Raw genomic sequence first — 16,308 nt, 5'->3', positions numbered from 1 at the left:
TGACAGGGGGCAAGCGATGAAAGACCTTTACCAGCAGCAGCGCGCAATGCGGAACATGCGGCAGGCGGCGCTGCAACGCGGCGTGGTGGCGGTGCTGGATATCGGCAGCTCCAAGGTCGCCTGCTTTGTGCTGCAATTCGACGGCCCCGGCACCTATCGCGAGGCCGATGGCGTGGGCCCGATGGCGGGCCAGACCAGCTTCCGCGTGATCGGCGCGGCGACCACCCGCTCTCGCGGGGTGCGGATGGGCGAGATCGAGGCCATGGCCGAGACCGAGCGTGCGATCCGCACCGCCGTTCAGGCCGCGCAGAAGCTGGCTGGGGTGCGCGTCGATCACGCCATTGCCTGCATCTCGGGCGCGCGGCCATCCTCTTACGGGCTGGCGGGCGAGATCGCGCTGAAGAATGGCAGCGTCGGGCAGGGCGACATCGCGCAGGTGCTGGGCGCCTGCGACGTCCCCGATTTCGGGCGCGGGCGGCAGGTGTTGCACGCGCAGCCAGTGAATTTCCTGGTCGACGGGCGGTCGGGCCTGATGGACCCGCGCGAACATGCCGGGACCAGCCTTGGCGTCGACATGCATGTGCTGACTGTGGATGGCGACGCGATCGACAACCTGATCCATGTGATCCGGCGCTGCGACATGGAACTCGCCGGGGTGGCATCGGGGTCGTATATGTCGGCGCTGTCCTCGCTGGTCGAGGATGAGCAGGAACTGGGCGCGGCCTGCATCGACATGGGCGGCGGCGTCACCGGGTGCTCGATCTTCGTGCGCAAGCACATGATCTTTGCCGATGCCGTGCCGATGGGCGGCGATCTGGTGACGCAGGACATCGCGCAAGGGCTGCGCGTCCCCATGAGCGTGGCCGAGCGGCTGAAGACCCTGCATGGCGGGGTCGAGGCGACCGGCCGCGACGACCGCGAACTGATCGAGCTGGGCGGCGAGACCGGCGACTGGGAGACCGACCGCCGCACCGTCAGCCGCGCCGATCTGATCGGCATCATGCGCCCGCGTGTCGAGGAGATCCTGGAAGAGGTCGCAGCGACGCTGGATGCCGCCGGCTTCGACCACATGCCCAGCCAGCAGGTCGTGCTGACCGGCGGCGGCAGCCAGATCCCCGGTCTGGACGGGCTGGCGGCGCGGATGCTGGGGCGGAACGTGCGAATCGGGCGGCCGCTGCGCATCCACGGGCTGCCGCATCAACTGACCGGGCCAGGCTTTGCCTCGGCCGTGGGGCTGGCGCTGTTCGCGGCCCATCCGCAGGACGAATGGTGGGACTTTGAAATGCCCGCCGAAACCTATCCGTCGCGCTCGCTGCGACGGGCCTATCGCTGGTTTCGCAACAACTGGTGACAGGCCGCTGAAATGATTAATGGTGGGTGCGCAACGCGTTTCCGCTATATGCAGCGGTATCGGCAAGATACCGCCGGAATGGGCCTGTTTGCCCACAAGATTTTGCGTATTTTCCCAGATTTATGGGTGACGTTAAGGCCCCCATTCGTTAAACTGACAGGGGATACGGCGGATTCGACCGCCCGCGCGAGGCCGGGCGGGATATAACAACAGGCGGAAACCATGAACCTCAATCTGACGATGAACGACGACGACGATCTCAGCCCGCGCATCACCGTTTTCGGTGTCGGCGGGGCAGGTGGGAACGCGGTCAACAACATGATCGATCAGCAGCTTGAGGGCTGCGTTTTCGTTGTCGCCAACACCGACGCGCAGGCGTTGAAGCAGTCGAAATCGGACAGCCGCATCCAGCTGGGTCCGAAAGTGACCGAAGGGCTTGGTGCCGGCGCCAAGCCCGATGTCGGCGCCCGCGCGGCCGAGGAAACGATCGAGGATATCGTCGATCACCTGCAGGGCGCGCATATGTGCTTTATCACCGCCGGCATGGGCGGCGGCACCGGCACCGGCGCGGCCCCGATCATCGCGCAGGCCGCCCGCCAGATGGGCATCCTGACCGTCGGCGTGGTGACCAAGCCGTTCCAGTTCGAAGGCACCAAGCGGATGCGTCAGGCCGATGAGGGCGTGACCGAGCTGCAAAAGCACGTCGATACGCTGATCATCATCCCCAACCAGAACCTGTTCCGGCTGGCCAACGAAAAGACCACCTTCACCGAGGCTTTCGCCCTGGCCGATGACGTGCTGTATCAGGGCGTCAAGGGCGTCACCGACCTGATGGTGCGGCCGGGCCTGATCAACCTCGACTTCGCCGACGTCCGCGCCGTCATGGACGAGATGGGCAAGGCGATGATGGGCACGGGCGAGGCCACGGGCGAAAACCGCGCCGTGCAGGCCGCCGAAAAGGCCATCGCCAACCCGCTGCTGGACGAAATCAGCCTGAACGGCGCCAAGGGCGTGCTGATCAACATCACCGGCGGCACCGATCTGACGCTGTTCGAGCTTGACGAGGCCGCGAACATCATCCGCGACAAGGTTGATGGCGACGCCAACATCATCGTCGGCTCGACCCTCGATCCGGCGATGGAGGGCACAATCCGCGTGTCGGTCGTCGCGACCGGCATCGACACCGTCGCCGCCGAGGCCGCACCGCCCGCGCCGCCGCGCCGGGTCGAGACCGCCGCCGCGCCCGCCACCCCGGCACCGGCCCCCCGCGTCGACATCCGCGCCGAGGCGCCCGTCGCCCGCGCCACCCAGGACGAGCTGCCGCCGCGCCGGGCCACGCCCCCGGCCTCGGCCCGCGTCGATCTGGCCGCGCCGCAGCCCAGCCAGGATGACATGCCCGCCCCGGCCTATCAGCCGCGCGAGCAGGCCCGTGCGCCCCATGCCGACCCGATCAGCGACAACGCCGGCGATTTCGTCGCCCCGCGCAGCGCCGGCGCCGCGCGTGGCACTCCGCCCGCCGAAGTGCTCGAGCGGATGCGCCGCGCCGCCTCGGCGCAGCCCGGTGCCTCGGCCCGGACGCCGGCCGCCGCGCCGCGTCCCGCCGCGCCCGAGCAGCCGAGCCGTGGCGAAAGCCGCATGGCCGGTCTGGGCCGCATGATCGAACGGATGGCGGGCGGGCAGGCCGCCGACAAGCCGTCCTCGGCCTCGATCGCGGACCGGGTCAGCGAACGTCTCGCCGCGCGCCGTCAGGGCAATCTGGACGCCGATTTCGACGATCTGGCCGACGACCAACCCTCGACCAACGCCGAGATCCCGGCCTTCCTGCGCCGTCAGGCCAACTGATCCGACCACATCACCGAACCGGAAGGGCCGCCATCGAGCGGCCCTTTTTCATGCGCAACGGCCGGTGACGCCTTCGCGCAGCGATCACATTTGCCGCGCCGTCCACATCAGCAAGGCTGGCCCAAGGCGCCTATCCCCCTGTCATTGTTACAAGGAGTCACAAAACGTTAATTGAGGCTTTTGGCGCCTGTGCCTAACTAAGGTCAGCCGGCGAAGCTTTATCGTCGGGTTGATAAGAACGGACAGGACCATGCAGGCGACTTTGGCAAAACCAGCACATTTCAACGGCGTCGGGCTGCATTCCGGCGTGGCCGTTCGGATGTCCCTGCTGCCCGCGCCCGCAGGTCACGGCATCGTCTTCGAACGCGCCGATCTGCCCGCCGGTGGCAACCGGATTCCCGCGCTGTGGGACCGCGTGGTGTCCTCGCGCCTGTGCACGCTGATCGCCAATGACGACGGCGCCCAAGTGTCCACCATCGAACACATCATGGCGGCCATCGCCGGCACCGGCCTGCACAATGTGCTTATCCGTCTGGATGGGCCCGAAGTGCCGATCCTTGACGGTTCCTCGGCCGAATTCGTCGCGGGCATTCTGGAAGCCGGCATCGTCATGCAAGAGGCGACGCTGCGCGCGATCCGCCTGACCCGCCCGATCGAGGTCCGCGATGGGCGCGCCGTCGCCCGTCTGGAGCCCGCCGATCACCTGGAAATCGACTTTCATATCGAGTTCGACGACGCCGCCATCGGGCGGCAGGAAAAGACGCTGGACATGGCCAACGGCGCCTTCCTGCGCGAGCTGATGGACAGCCGGACCTTTTGCCGCCAGTCGGATGTCGAGGCGATGCGCAAGGGCGGCCTCGCGCTTGGCGGCACCTATCTGAACGCGGTCGTGGTCGATGGCGACAAGGTGTTGTCGCCGGGCGGTCTGCGCCACGAGGACGAGGCCGTGCGCCATAAGATGCTGGACGCGATGGGCGATCTGGCGCTTGCCGGGGCGCCGCTGCTGGCGCGCTATACCGGCAACCGCGCCGGTCACGCGCTGACCAACAAGCTGCTGCGCGCGCTGTTTGCGCAGCGCGACGCGTGGGAGTGGGTGACCTGCGGGACTGATCTGGAATGCCGGCTGCCGGGCGCCGGCGTTGCCGCCTATGGCCCGGTGCAGGCGCCCTCGCTGATCGCCGTGGCCTGACCGCCGCGGCACCCGCGCAAGCCCAAGTAAATTCACCACATTGCCATTTTGCGCCCCCTGATGTTCTATGCTAGGACGTCCGGACCCGCGGGGCTGACTCGTCGCCCGGTGTTTTGTATCTGACAGGCAGGTTCCGATGGTCCGCACCGTTTCTTCCAAAACTCTGGTTGCCGTCATTCTGTGCGCTGCTGTTCTGGCAGGTTGCGGTGGCGGGGACGGGGCGGGACAGAAGCTGCCGGTCGACAATTTCACCGCCGAGGAAATCTACAAGCGCGGCGAATACGAGCTGGAAAACAACAGCAAGCCCGATGCGGCGGTGTATTATTTCTCGGAAATCGAGCGGCTGTATCCCTATTCGGAATGGGCCAAGCGGGCGCTGATCATGCAGGCCTATGGCTATCACAAGGCCCGCAAATACGAAGACGCGCGCGGCGCGGCGCAGCGTTTCATCGACACCTATCCGGGCGACGACGACGCGGCCTATGCGAAATACCTGCTGGCGCTGTCCTATTACGACCAGATCGACGATGTCGGCCGCGACCAGGGCCTGACCTTCCAGGCGCTGCAATCGCTGCGCGAGGTGATCGAGGAATATCCCGACAGCGAATACGCCCGCAGCTCGATCCTGAAGTTCGACCTGTCCTTCGACCATCTCGCCGGCAAAGAGATGGAGATCGGGCGCTACTACCTCAAGCGCGGCCACCACGCCGCCGCCGTCAACCGCTTCCGCGTCGTGGTCGAGGAGTTCCAGACCACCACCCACACGCCCGAGGCGCTGATGCGGCTGGTCGAGGCCTATCTGGCGCTTGGCCTCACGGACGAGGCGCAGACCGCCGGCGCGATCCTGGGTCACAACTTCCAGTCCTCGCCCTTCTACAAGGACGCCTTCGCGCAGCTTCGCGGCCGCGGCCTGACCGCGACCCCGCAGGGCGACAACTGGCTGACCCGCGTCTATCGTCAGGTCATTCAGGGCAAATGGCTGTAACCGGCCCGTCCGGGGTCTGACCATGCTGCGAGAGCTGCATATCCGCGATATCCTGCTGATCGACCGGCTGGAACTGGCCTTCGGCCCCGGCCTGAACGTGCTGACCGGCGAGACCGGGGCCGGCAAGTCGATCCTGCTCGACTGCCTCGGCTTTGTGCTGGGCTGGCGCGGCCGGGCGGAACTGGTCCGCAGCGGCGCCGATCAGGGCGAGGTGACGGCGGTGTTCGACCTGCCGGCCGGTCATCCCGCCCGCGAGGTGCTGACCGAGGCCGGGATCGAGGCCGGCGCCGAATTGATCCTGCGCCGCGTCAACACCGCCGATGGCCGCAAATCCGCCTGGATCAACGACCGCCGCGCCAGTGGCGAGGTGCTGCGCGCCCTGTCGGAACGGCTGGTCGAGCTGCATGGCCAGCATGACGATCGCGGCCTGCTGAACCCGCGCGGGCACCGGCTGCTGCTGGATGCCTTTGCCGGGCTCGACCTCGGCCCGATCCGCAAGGCGTGGCGCGACTGGCGACAGGTCGAGGCCGAGATCGAGACGCTGCGCCGGGAAAGCGACGCCCGCCGGACCGAGGCCGAGTTTCTGGCCCATGCCCTGCAGGAGCTTGATCAGCTCGACCCGCAGCCCGAGGAAGACGCCGCACTCGACGCCGCCCGTCGTGCCATGCAGGGGGCCGAGCGGATTCGCGGCGATGTGGCGCGCGCGCTGGCCGCGCTTGGTCCAGACGGGGCGGAAGGCGCGATGCTCGACGCCTCGCGCTGGCTGGAAGGCGCGGCCGAACAGGCCGAGGACCGGCTGAACGCCCCGCTGCAGGCCCTGTCGCGCGCGCTGATCGAGCTGGGAGAGGCCTATTCCGGGGTCGAGGCCGCCGTCGAAGCGATGGAATTCGACCCCGCCGAGCTTGACCGCACCGAAGAGCGGCTGTTCGCCCTGCGCGCGCTGGCCCGTAAGCATGACGTGCTGCCGGACGATCTGGCCGGCCTCGCGGATGAGCTGCGCGAACGCGCGGCGGCCTTGGGCGATTCCGATGCGCGGCTGGATGATCTGCAAGAGCAGGCAAAGCGGCTGGCGCGGGACTATGACGCGCTGGCGCAGGCGTTGACGGCGTCCCGGCAAGAGGCCGCGCAGCAATTGGATGCGGCGATGGCGCATGAATTGGCGCCGCTGAAGATGGAGCGCGCGGTCTTCGAGACCCGCGTCTCCCCGGCCGAGGATGGGCCGGAGGGCCGCGACAGCGTGGCGTTCACCGTGGCGACGAACCCCGGCGCCCCGGCGGGGGCGCTGGACAAGATCGCCTCGGGTGGTGAGTTGTCGCGCTTTCTGCTGGCGCTGAAGGTCAGCCTCGCCCGCGGGAACGATGCGCTGACGATGATCTTTGACGAGATCGACCGCGGGGTGGGCGGTGCCACCGCCGATGCGGTGGGGCGCCGGCTGGCGCGTCTGGCCCATGATGCGCAGGTGCTGGTGGTGACGCATTCGCCGCAAGTCGCGGCGCTGGGTGCCACACATTTCCGGGTCGCGAAGCATGTCCGGGACGGGATGACCACCAGCGAGGTGCAGGCGCTGGACGATCAGGCGCGGGTGGACGAGATCGCGCGGATGCTGTCGGGAGAGCAGATCACCGATGTGGCGCGAGAGGCGGCGCGGTCGCTGATCGCGTCGGGGTGAGGCGGACGAGGCCGCTAAGCCAACAGCTTGGTTCTTATGCGGAGAACTGGACGGCGATCCCGCAGCTAATCGCGGATCGCATCGACGCGGCGGATAACCGACTGCACCTTGCGGCTTTCGGGATCGACGCGCAGCAGGTAGCCGTCGACCACCGCATATTTGCTGCCGGGCAGGTCCGGCCCCAGTCCATAAAGTCCGGGATAGGTGACGATGTGCAGCCGCGCCGGGGGCACCGTGTCGCCGACCTGCACCGCCGGTTCGATCACTGCCGTTTCATCACCGCGCAGGCTTCCAGCCCCGACCAAAGCAGCCGAGAGCGCCGCGATTGCGACGAAAGCCGGAAGAATCTTGCGTGGCACGATCAAGTCAACTTGTTGCACTGCGTCACCCGAAAACGCGGAACCTGCCGACAGGTTCCAGAACTTTTCAAATATTTTTGCACAAATTGTTTACGATCGAATTAACCGTTCGCCGATCCCCGCTTGCGCTGCTCGAACCGCGGCAACATGGCCGAGAAATCGCGGCCCCGGCCGTCCTCGCCCTCCACGAACTGCGCGTAAAGCTGCGCGGCAAGCTGGCCCATCGGCGTGTCGGCCTCGGCCGCCTCGGCCGCCATCTGGGACAGGCGCAGATCCTTCAGCATCAATTCCGACGCAAAGCCCGGCTTGTAGCCGTTATCCGCGGGCGATTGCGGGCCGACGCCGGGCGCCGGACAATAGGCGTTGACCGACCAGCTTGACCCGGACGAGGTCGAGACGACGTCGAACAGGCTCTGCCGATCCAGCCCCAGCCGGTCGGCAAGCGCAAAAGCCTCGCAGGTGGCGATCATGGTCACGCCGAGGATCATGTTGTTGCAGATCTTCGCCGCCTGTCCGGTGCCGGAATCGCCGCAATGGACCGCCTTCTGGCCCATGATCTGGAACAGCGGCTGAACCTTGGCAAAGGCATCGTCGCTGCCGCCGACCATGAAGGTCAGCGTGCCCTTGTCGGCCCCGGTCACGCCGCCCGACACCGGCGCGTCCAGCGCGCCAAGCCCGGCCGCAAGCGCCTTTTCCGCGACCAGTCGCGCGCTTTCCACATCGACGGTCGAGCAGTCGCACAGCACCGCGCCGGGGGCCATGTGGTCGATGATCTCGGCCGCGACGTCCTGCAGGATCTGGCCGTTGGGCAGCATGGTGATGACCACCTCGGCATCCGCGACGGCGTCCGCGGCGGAGCCTGCCGCGCGCAGCGGCGGCTCGGGCCGGTTCACCACGTCAAAGCCGCTGACCTCGTGGCCTGCCCGGGCCAGATTCAGCGCCATCGGCAGCCCCATATTTCCCAACCCGATGAACCCGATCTTCATTGCAAAGCCTCTTCCCTGTCGAAATGCAGTTCCTCGTCCCCCAGCGGGGCCAGCATCGCGTCCACCGCCTGGGGCGAGGCGTCCGCGGTCCAATTGGGGCGGCGATCCTTGTCGATGATCTGGGCGCGCACGCCCTCGATGAAATCGCTATGCTCGGTGGCGCGATTGGTGAAGCGGTATTCCCGCGCCAGACTGTCCTGAATCTGCCGGTCGGCGCGCGCCTCGCGCACCAGCCGCAGCCCGGCGGCCATGGACAGCGGCGAGTTCCGGCGCATGGTCTTGAGGATGTCGTCCTGCCCCTGCTCGGCCAGCCGCTTTTCAATCCCCGCCACGGTCGCCGCCCCGAAGGCCGACAGATCGGCATCGGCCAGGGGCGCGGCGGGGGGTGTCCGGCCCGAGATGGCCGAGACCTCGCCGCTTTCGGCCAGCTTGTCGATCAGGGCCGGCCACTTGGCCTCGGGCAGATAGGTATCGGCAAAGCCGGCATGGATCGCGTCGCCCGGACCCATGCGGTCGGCGGTCATCATCAGATATTCGCCGATGCGGCCCGGCGCGCGCGAGAGCAGCCAGCTTCCGCCCACATCGGGGATCAGGCCGATGCCCGATTCGGGCATGGCCACGCGGGTGGTGTCGCCGACGATGCGGTGGCTGGCATGCCCGCCGACGCCCACGCCGCCGCCCATGACGAAGCCCTGCATGAAGGCGACGATGGGTTTCGGATAATCCGCAATGGCGGCGTTCATGCGGTATTCGTCAAAGAAGAACCGCTTGCCAAGCGCGTGATCGCCGGCCTTGCCCGAGGCATAGACGGCAGCGATGTCGCCGCCCGCGCAGAACGCCCGGTCGCCCTCGGCGTCGATGATGACCAGCTCGACGCCGTCATCGTCGCGCCATTCGTCAAGGGTGCGGTGGATGGTGCGGGCCATCTCGTGCGAGAGCGCGTTCAGCGCCTGCGGGCGGTTGAAGGTCATCCGCCCGGCCCGGCGGTCCTTGCGGATCAGCAACTCGGTCATCGTGCATGCTCCGTCAGCAGTGCGCGGCTGATGATCAGCCGCATGATTTCATTCGTCCCTTCCAGGATCTGATGCACGCGCAGGTCGCGCACGATCTTCTCGATCCCGTAATCGGCCAGATATCCATACCCGCCATGCAGTTGCAGGCAAGCGTTCGCGACCTCGAAGGCGCGGTCGGTGACGTGCAGCTTGGCCATGGCGCAGAACTTGGTCGCGTCGGGCGCGCGCTGATCCAGCTTCCACGCCGCCTGCCGCAGCAGGATGCGCGAGGATTGCAGCGCGGTTTCCAGCTCGGCCAGCTTGAACTGCAGCGCCTGGAACTGATCGAGCGTCTGCCCGAAGGCGCGGCGTTCGGACATGTAGCCAAGCGTCTTGTCCAGCGCCGCCTGCGCGCCGCCCAAGGCTGCGGCCGCGATGTTCAGCCGCCCGCCATCCAGACCCGCCATGGCATAGGCAAAGCCGCGCCCCTCGTCGCCGATCAGGTTCTCGGCCGGCACGGCGCAATCGTCGAACTGGACCTGCGCCGTCGGCTGCGCGCGCCAGCCCATCTTGCGCTCGTTCGCGCCAAAGCTGAGGCCCGGCGTGGCGTCCTGCACCACCAGCGCCGAGATGCCCTTGGGGCCGTCCTGCCCGGTGCGGACCATGGTCAGGTAGCAATCCGAATAGCCGCCGCCCGAGATGAAGGCCTTGGTGCCGTTCAGCACGTAATCATCGTCGCGGCGGACGGCGCGGGTGCGCAGCGCGGCGGCGTCCGAGCCCGATCCCGGTTCGGTCAGGCAATAGGACCAGACCTGATCCATCCGGCACAGGCCGGGCAGGAAGCGTTCCTTCGTCGCGTCAGAACCGAATTTCTGGATCATGCCGCCGCACATGTTGTGGATCGACAGAAAGCTCGCGACCGAGGGGCAGGACATGGCCAGCGCCTCGAAGACCAGCGTCCCGTCCAGCCTCGACAGGCCCGAGCCGCCGTAATCCTCGTCCACGAAGATGCCGCCCAGACCCAGTTCGGCCACCTTGGGCCACAGCGCGCGGGGGATCGTCCCCTCTTGCTCCCACGCGTCGGCATGGGGGGCGATATGCGTGGCGCCGAAATCGCGGGCCATGTCAAAGATCGCCAGTTGTTCCTCGCTGAGGGCGAAATCCATGTCGTTCCTCGTCGCTGTTGCTGCCGTTTTTCCGGTGGTCGCGTGATGGTGTAATCGACAAATCTTTCCAGAGTGTTTCAGCCCGCCTCTGCCGGGTCGGGATCGAAGGCGGCGGCGAGTTCGGCCACCACCGTCCGCAGCGCCTGATGATTGTCCTGCCCCTTGGCGCGGGCGCGGGCATCGGTGGCGCGCTGCGCCTCGGCGGCGTTGCCCTGATCCAGCATCGACCGCGCGGCGGTGATCTCGGCCAGACAGCCAAGCGCGTCGGCATCCTCGGCGATCAGCTCGATCCACTCGTCCAGCAGTTCCGGCATCGGGCGGATGGTGCCTTGGGCAAAGTCGATCAGCCCGCCGGTCACGCCATGCCGGATCGCGCGCCAGCGGTTCTCGCCCAGCAGGAAGTTGTCATACAGCCGCCATTGCTGGTTCTGCCGTCCCAGCCGCCACAGCATCCGCAGCGTGGACTGGCACAACGCCGCCAGCGTCAGGGTCTGTTCCAGCCGGGGGCTGGCGTCGCAGATCCGCGTCTCGATGGTGGGGAAATGAGCCGAGGGGCGCAGATCCCACCAGATCTTGCTGGCGTCTTCCAGAAGGTCGAGCTGCTGCAGCCGCGCCACGTTCCGTTCGAAATCGTCGAAACTGTCGAAGCGGGGCGGAAAGCCGGTGCGGGGCATGTTGCCGAAGACTGTCAGCCGATAGCTGGCAAGGCCGGTGTCCTCGCCGCGCCAGAACGGGCTCGAGGCCGAGAGCGCCAGCAGATGCGGCAGGAAATAGGTGAACTGGTTCATCAGGTCGATGCGCTGCTCGCGGTCCTCGATCCCGATATGGACATGCATCCCGCAGACCACCATGCGGCGGGCGACTGCGGCCATGTCCTCGCGCTGCTGGTCGTAGCGTTCCTTGCTGGTGTGGTGCTGGCTGCGCCAGTCGGCAAAGGGGTGGCACGAGGCCGAGATCGGGGTCACCCCAAGCGCGCGCGCCTTGTCCGCGACCACCTGACGCAGCTCGGTCAGCTCGGTCCGGGCCTGGGCGATGTTGGTGCAGACGCTGGTGCCGACCTCGATCTGGCTTTGCAGATATTCCGGCGTCACCCGGTCGCCCAGCACGCTGCGGCAGTCGTCCAGCAGCCCTTGCGGGGCGGGGCGCAGATTGCCGGTGTCGGGGTCCACCAGAAGATATTCTTCCTCGATCCCAAGGCTGAAGGCGGGGGCTTCGGTCACGTCCTGCTCCTTGCGCGTGCGGCCCGGACCGGGTTGCGCCTGCCGCGGGGGCGGCAGGCGCGTTGGGCCTAGTCCATGGCCTTGAAGTTGAACTCACCACCCTCGCGGATGCCCGAGGGCCAGCGGGCGGTCACGGTCTTGGTCCGCGTGTAAAAGCGGAACGCATCCGGCCCGTGCTGGTTCAAATCGCCGAAGCCCGATTTCTTCCAGCCGCCAAAGGTGTGATAGGCCAGCGGAACCGGGATCGGGAGGTTGATGCCGATCATGCCGACATTGACGCGGCTGGCAAAGTTGCGGGCCGTGTCGCCGTCGCGGGTGTAAAGCGCGGTGCCGTTGCCGTATTCATGGTCCATCGCCAGCTTCAGCGCCTCTTCATAGGTGTCGACGCGGACGGTGGACAGGACCGGGCCGAAGATCTCGGTCTTGTAGATGTCCATGTCCGGCGTCACCCGGTCGAACAGATGCGGGCCGACGAAGAAGCCGTCCTCGTATCCCTGCAGGCTGAAATCGCGGCCATCGACCACCAGTTCCGCACCCTGATCGATGCCGGTCTGGACCAGACGCAGGATGTTTTCCTTGGCGGCCTTGGTGATGACCGGGCCGTAATCGACATCGTCGCCGGCGGTATAGGGGCCGACCTTCAGCTTTTCGATGCGCGGCACCAGCTTTTCGATCAGCTTGTCGGCGGTTTCCTCGCCCACCGGCACCGCGACCGAGATCGCCATGCAGCGTTCGCCCGCCGCGCCGTAACCGGCCCCGACAAGCGCGTCCGCCGCCTGATCCAGATCGGCGTCGGGCATGATGATCATGTGGTTCTTGGCCCCGCCGAAGCACTGGGCGCGCTTGCCGGTCCGGGCGGCCTCTTCATAGATATACTGCGCGATCGGGGTCGAGCCGACAAAGCCCACGGCCTGGATCGTCTCGCTTTGCAGCAGCGCATCGACGGCGGCCTTGTCGCCATTGATGACCTGCAGCACGCCGTCGGGCAGCCCGGCCTCTTGCCACAGCGCGGCCAGCATCAGCGGCACGCTGGGGTCGCGTTCCGACGGCTTGAGGATCATCGCGTTGCCGGCGGCAAGGGCAGGGCCCATCTTCCACAGCGGGATCATGGCCGGAAAGTTGAACGGCGTGATCGCGGCGACGACGCCCAAGGGCTGGCGCATGCTGTACATGTCGATGCCGGGGCCGGCGCCGTCGGTGAATTCGCCCTTCAGCAGATGCGGGGCGCCGACGCAGAACTCGATCACTTCCAGCCCGCGCTGCACATCGCCCTTGGCGTCGGGGAAGGTCTTGCCGTGTTCGGCGGACAGAACCTCGGCCAGCTTGTCCATGTCGCGGTTCAGCAGGCGGACCATTTCCATCATCACCCGCGCCCGGCGCTGCGGGTTGGTGGCACCCCAAGCGACCTGCGCCTCGGCGGCGCTGTCGATGGCGGCGGTGATCTCTGCCTCGGATGCCAGCGCGACGCGCGCCTGCACTTCGCCCGTGGCCGGGTTATACACATCGGCAAAGCGTCCCGATGTGCCCGCGACATTCTTGCCGTCGATCCAGTGGCCGATCTCTTTCATGGCGTGACTCCCAATATGCTTGTTTCCCGGACAACCTATCTTGCGAAAATGCGGCAGGGAAGCGAGAATGCAGCAAAAGCGTTTTGCGTAATCGCAAAGGGGCCGGGATGGACTGGGACGATCTGCGGGTGTTTCTGGCGGTGGCGCGCGATGACAGCCTGTCGCGGGCGGGCAAGCGGCTGGGGCTGGACGCCTCGACCGTGGGGCGGCGGATCGCGCGGCTGGAAACGGCGCTTGGCCGGGTGCTGTTCGTCAAATCGCCGCAGGGCTATGCGCCCACGCCCGAGGGCACACGTCTGATCCCCCATGCCGAAGCGGCCGAGCGCGCGCTGTCCGGCGCCGCCGACGCGCTTGGCCATCCCGGCGATCTGTCGGGGCAGCTGCGGATCGGCGCGCCGGACGGCTGTGCAAACTATCTGCTGCCGCAGGTCGCGGCGGCGATGTGCGACGCCCATGCCGGGCTGGAGATCCAGATCGTCGCCCTGCCGCGCGTCTTCAACCTGTCGAAGCGCGAGGCCGATTTCGCCGTCGCCGTCAGCCCGCCGCAAAGCGGGCGGCTGGTGGTGCAAAGGCTGTGCGACTATCACCTGCACCTTGCCGCCCATGGCGACTATCTGGCAGACGCGCCGCCGCTGGAGTCGCTGGCCGATCTGCGCCGGCACCAACTGATCGGCTATATTCCCGACATGATCTTTGACCCGGAACTCGACTATCTCGCGCCGCTGCTGAAGGGCAGCGGGGCAGGTGGGGCGCGGCTGACCTCGAACTCGGTCTCGGTCCAGATGCAGGCGATCCGGGGGCGGGCGGGGATTGGGATCGTGCATGACTTCGCGCTGCCCTTCACCCCCGATGTGGGCCGGGTGCTGACCGATGAGTTCAGCCTGACCCGCAGCTTCTGGTTGATCCGCCACGCCGATGATCGCCGGTCCGAACGCCTGAACCGGCTGGCGGACGATCTGGCCCACCGGCTGCGGGCCGAGGTCGCGCGGCTGGAAACTGCCGCCCCGACCATTGCCAAGGCTTGACCTTCCCCCGCCATGCGGCAGACTGGTCCCACACAACCTCGGAGGGCACCATGCTGGTCAGGCAGATTCTTTCCATGAAGGACGCCGGCAATTCGGTCGTCACGATCAAACCCGAACAGCGGGTTGCCGATGCCGCGAGGTTGCTGGCCGAGAAACGCATCGGCGCCCTGGTGGTCAGCAGCGACGGCCGCACGCCCGAAGGCATCCTGTCGGAACGAGACATTGTGCGCGAACTGGGCAAGCAGGGGACGGATGCGCTGGCGCAGCCGATCAGCGCGTTGATGACCCGCAAGGTCGCCACCTGCGTCACCGGCGACGACGCCATGACGGTGCTGGAACGCATGACCGAGGGGCGTTTCCGTCACCTGCCGGTCGTCGATGCCGAGGGCCACATGCTGGGGCTGGTGTCGATCGGGGACGCGGTGTCGGCCCGGCTCAAGGAACTCAGCGCGGAAAAAGAGGCGCTGACCGGGATGATAATGGGCAGCTGAACGCGCCCGCGCGGCAATCGGGGCTTGATTCCGCGCCGCGCTTGGGGTGGGTTGCGGTGACAGCGAAAGGAACCGCCATGCGCATCGGCCTGTATCCCGGCACCTTCGATCCGATCACGCTCGGCCATGTGGACATCATCCAGCGGGCGATGGCGCTGGTCGACCGGCTGGTCATCGGCGTCGCGATCAACCGCGACAAGGGGCCGCTGTTTTCGCTCGAGGAACGGGTGGCGATGGTCGAAAGCGAGACCCGCGCCCTGACCCGGCAGACCGGCGGCGAGATCGTCGTCCATCCCTTCGACAACCTGCTGATCGACTGCGCCCGCGATGTCGGCGCGGGCATCATTGTGCGCGGGCTGCGGGCGGTGGCCGATTACGAATATGAATTCCAGATGGTCGGCATGAACCGCGCGCTGGATTCGACCATCGAGACCGTGTTCCTGATGGCCGATGCGCGCCGGCAGGCGATTGCGTCCAAGCTGGTCAAGGAAATCGCGCGGCTGGGCGGTGATGTGTCGAAATTCGTGACGCCTGCGGTAAACGATGCGCTGCGGAACCGTTTTCCCGCCCAGGACTGAAATTCAGTTGATCGCAAGGGCGCTGCCGGCCTAGCCTTTCTGCGCATAGCAGAGGTGAGCATGGTGAATACCCGACCCGATCTTGGCCTGCCCGACCGCAGCCCGGACGAGATCCCCGAACCCGAGGTGATCGCCATGGGCGCGATTGCCGATAGCCTGCGGGCCGGCTGGCGCGACTTCATGCGCGCGCCGGGCTATGGGCTGTTCTTCTCGGCCTTTTATGTCGCGGGCGGGCTGGTGCTGACCGCCGTCGCCGCCGCCTCGGGGCAGGAATGGTGGCTGATGCCCTTCATCGTGGGCTTTCCGCTGATCGCGCCTTTCGCCGCCGTGGGCCTGTACGAGGTCAGCCGCCGGATCGAGACCGGCCTGCCGCTGATCTGGCGCGAGGTGCTGGGCACGGTGTTCGCGCAAAAGGACCGGCAACTGCCCTCGATGGCGATGGTCATCCTGCTGATGTTCATGTTCTGGGTCTTCGTCGCCCATACGACCTTCGCGCTGTTCATGGGCGTGTCGTCGCTGACCAACATCACCTCCTCGCCCGAGGTGCTGTTGCAGGGGCGTGGCATCACCATGCTCGCCATCGGCACGCTGATCGGCGCGGGCTTCGCCGCGGTGCTGTTCAGCTTTACCGTCGTCGGCCTGCCCCTGCTGATGGAACGAGAGATCGACTTCATCAGCGCGATCATCGCCTCGGTCCGGGCGGTGCTGCTGAACCCGGCGGTGATGGCGGTCTGGGCGGCGATCATCGCGGTGGTGCTGTTCGCGGGCATCCTGCCGGTGTTTCTGGGCCTGTTCATCGCCCTGCCGGTGCTGGGCCATGCCAGCTGGCACATGTATCGGCAACTGATGCCAGAGGACTGAGGGCTGGCAGCCTGACGCAAAGAAAA

Annotated in this window: 15 protein-coding genes; 9 read left to right on the top strand and 6 right to left on the bottom strand. The window is 67.0% G+C overall.

Annotated features, from left to right (window positions below; genetic code table 11):
- Positions 1–16: 16 nt before the first annotated feature.
- The 5 genes from ftsA to recN all read left to right on the top strand — a co-directional run bounded on the left by ftsA (position 17) and on the right by recN (position 7,036).
- A complete protein-coding gene (ftsA, locus tag CYR75_RS09090; protein ID WP_101499754.1) occupies positions 17–1,351 on the top strand; it encodes a cell division protein FtsA in 1,335 nt (444 codons plus the stop codon).
- 222 nt (positions 1,352–1,573) lie between these two features.
- The gene (gene ftsZ / locus CYR75_RS09085) at positions 1,574–3,193 is read left to right on the top strand and encodes a cell division protein FtsZ (protein WP_101499753.1); all 1,620 of its coding nucleotides are present in this window, start codon (positions 1,574–1,576) and stop codon (positions 3,191–3,193) included.
- Between the two features lie 250 nt (positions 3,194–3,443).
- Positions 3,444–4,382, top strand: coding sequence for a UDP-3-O-acyl-N-acetylglucosamine deacetylase (gene lpxC, locus CYR75_RS09080; protein ID WP_101499752.1), 939 nt, complete (start codon positions 3,444–3,446; stop codon positions 4,380–4,382).
- A 136-nt stretch (positions 4,383–4,518) separates the two neighbouring features.
- The gene (locus CYR75_RS09075) at positions 4,519–5,367 is read left to right on the top strand and encodes an outer membrane protein assembly factor BamD (RefSeq protein ID WP_101499751.1); all 849 of its coding nucleotides are present in this window, start codon (positions 4,519–4,521) and stop codon (positions 5,365–5,367) included.
- A 22-nt stretch (positions 5,368–5,389) separates the two neighbouring features.
- Entirely contained in the window at positions 5,390–7,036 is a 1,647-nt protein-coding gene (recN, locus tag CYR75_RS09070; protein ID WP_101499750.1) for a DNA repair protein RecN, read from the top strand.
- A gap of 65 nt (positions 7,037–7,101) precedes the next feature.
- Here the strand turns inward: recN and CYR75_RS09065 are convergent, their stop codons facing one another.
- The 6 genes from CYR75_RS09065 to CYR75_RS09040 form a co-directional block, all read right to left on the bottom strand.
- A complete protein-coding gene (locus tag CYR75_RS09065) occupies positions 7,102–7,395 on the bottom strand; it encodes a hypothetical protein (protein ID WP_158644623.1) in 294 nt (97 codons plus the stop codon).
- A 101-nt stretch (positions 7,396–7,496) separates the two neighbouring features.
- The gene (gene mmsB / locus CYR75_RS09060; RefSeq protein ID WP_101499748.1) at positions 7,497–8,381 is read right to left on the bottom strand and encodes a 3-hydroxyisobutyrate dehydrogenase; all 885 of its coding nucleotides are present in this window, start codon (positions 8,379–8,381) and stop codon (positions 7,497–7,499) included.
- Positions 8,378–9,394 (bottom strand): enoyl-CoA hydratase/isomerase family protein, encoded by a 1,017-nt coding sequence (locus tag CYR75_RS09055; protein ID WP_101499747.1) that lies wholly within the window; start codon positions 9,392–9,394, stop codon positions 8,378–8,380. The genes mmsB and CYR75_RS09055 overlap by 4 nt, the downstream gene beginning before the upstream one ends.
- On the bottom strand, positions 9,391–10,539 hold the full coding sequence (locus CYR75_RS09050) for an acyl-CoA dehydrogenase family protein (RefSeq protein ID WP_101499746.1): 1,149 nt from the start codon (positions 10,537–10,539) through the stop codon (positions 9,391–9,393). Before CYR75_RS09050 ends, CYR75_RS09055 begins: the two co-directional genes overlap by 4 nt.
- 77 nt (positions 10,540–10,616) lie before the next feature.
- Complete coding sequence (locus CYR75_RS09045; RefSeq protein ID WP_101499745.1) at positions 10,617–11,759, bottom strand: carboxylate-amine ligase; 1,143 nt, start codon at positions 11,757–11,759, stop codon at positions 10,617–10,619.
- A gap of 68 nt (positions 11,760–11,827) precedes the next feature.
- Positions 11,828–13,327 carry a CoA-acylating methylmalonate-semialdehyde dehydrogenase gene (locus CYR75_RS09040; protein WP_101499744.1) on the bottom strand — a complete coding sequence of 500 codons (1,500 nt, stop codon included), beginning with the start codon at positions 13,325–13,327 and terminating at the stop codon, positions 11,828–11,830.
- 107 nt (positions 13,328–13,434) lie between these two features.
- Here CYR75_RS09040 and CYR75_RS09035 point away from each other — a divergent pair, with 107 nt between their 5' ends.
- From CYR75_RS09035 to CYR75_RS09020, 4 genes are all read left to right on the top strand, one after another.
- Positions 13,435–14,352 carry a LysR family transcriptional regulator gene (locus tag CYR75_RS09035; protein ID WP_101499743.1) on the top strand — a complete coding sequence of 306 codons (918 nt, stop codon included), beginning with the start codon at positions 13,435–13,437 and terminating at the stop codon, positions 14,350–14,352.
- Between the two features lie 50 nt (positions 14,353–14,402).
- Positions 14,403–14,843 (top strand): CBS domain-containing protein, encoded by a 441-nt coding sequence (locus CYR75_RS09030; protein ID WP_101499742.1) that lies wholly within the window; start codon positions 14,403–14,405, stop codon positions 14,841–14,843.
- 77 nt (positions 14,844–14,920) lie between these two features.
- Positions 14,921–15,421, top strand: coding sequence for a pantetheine-phosphate adenylyltransferase (gene coaD, locus CYR75_RS09025; protein ID WP_101499741.1), 501 nt, complete (start codon positions 14,921–14,923; stop codon positions 15,419–15,421).
- 60 nt (positions 15,422–15,481) lie between these two features.
- Complete coding sequence (locus tag CYR75_RS09020) at positions 15,482–16,282, top strand: DUF2189 domain-containing protein (RefSeq protein ID WP_101499740.1); 801 nt, start codon at positions 15,482–15,484, stop codon at positions 16,280–16,282.
- Positions 16,283–16,308 lie beyond the last annotated feature (26 nt).

The organism is Paracoccus jeotgali (assembly GCF_002865605.1).
Lineage (GTDB): Bacteria > Pseudomonadota > Alphaproteobacteria > Rhodobacterales > Rhodobacteraceae > Paracoccus > Paracoccus jeotgali.
The sequence above is the reverse complement of the archived record's forward strand: the minus strand, read 5'-3'. Positions and strand labels throughout refer to the sequence as shown.

Excerpts from the sequence above, each read along its gene's own strand:
- CYR75_RS09030 (WP_101499742.1), top strand. The coding sequence starts at position 14,403 with ATGCTGGTCAGGCAGATTCTTTCCATGAAGGACGCCGGCAATTCGGTC.
- CYR75_RS09055 (WP_101499747.1), bottom strand. The coding sequence starts at position 9,394 with ATGACCGAGTTGCTGATCCGCAAGGACCGCCGGGCCGGGCGGATGACC.
- CYR75_RS09075 (WP_101499751.1), top strand. The coding sequence starts at position 4,519 with ATGGTCCGCACCGTTTCTTCCAAAACTCTGGTTGCCGTCATTCTGTGC.
- mmsB (WP_101499748.1), bottom strand. The coding sequence starts at position 8,381 with ATGAAGATCGGGTTCATCGGGTTGGGAAATATGGGGCTGCCGATGGCG.
- coaD (WP_101499741.1), top strand. The coding sequence starts at position 14,921 with ATGCGCATCGGCCTGTATCCCGGCACCTTCGATCCGATCACGCTCGGC.
- ftsZ (WP_101499753.1), top strand. The coding sequence starts at position 1,574 with ATGAACCTCAATCTGACGATGAACGACGACGACGATCTCAGCCCGCGC.
- CYR75_RS09035 (WP_101499743.1), top strand. The coding sequence starts at position 13,435 with ATGGACTGGGACGATCTGCGGGTGTTTCTGGCGGTGGCGCGCGATGAC.
- lpxC (WP_101499752.1), top strand. The coding sequence starts at position 3,444 with ATGCAGGCGACTTTGGCAAAACCAGCACATTTCAACGGCGTCGGGCTG.
- CYR75_RS09050 (WP_101499746.1), bottom strand. The coding sequence starts at position 10,539 with ATGGATTTCGCCCTCAGCGAGGAACAACTGGCGATCTTTGACATGGCC.
- ftsA (WP_101499754.1), top strand. The coding sequence starts at position 17 with ATGAAAGACCTTTACCAGCAGCAGCGCGCAATGCGGAACATGCGGCAG.
- CYR75_RS09040 (WP_101499744.1), bottom strand. The coding sequence starts at position 13,327 with ATGAAAGAGATCGGCCACTGGATCGACGGCAAGAATGTCGCGGGCACA.
- CYR75_RS09020 (WP_101499740.1), top strand. The coding sequence starts at position 15,482 with ATGGTGAATACCCGACCCGATCTTGGCCTGCCCGACCGCAGCCCGGAC.
- recN (WP_101499750.1), top strand. The coding sequence starts at position 5,390 with ATGCTGCGAGAGCTGCATATCCGCGATATCCTGCTGATCGACCGGCTG.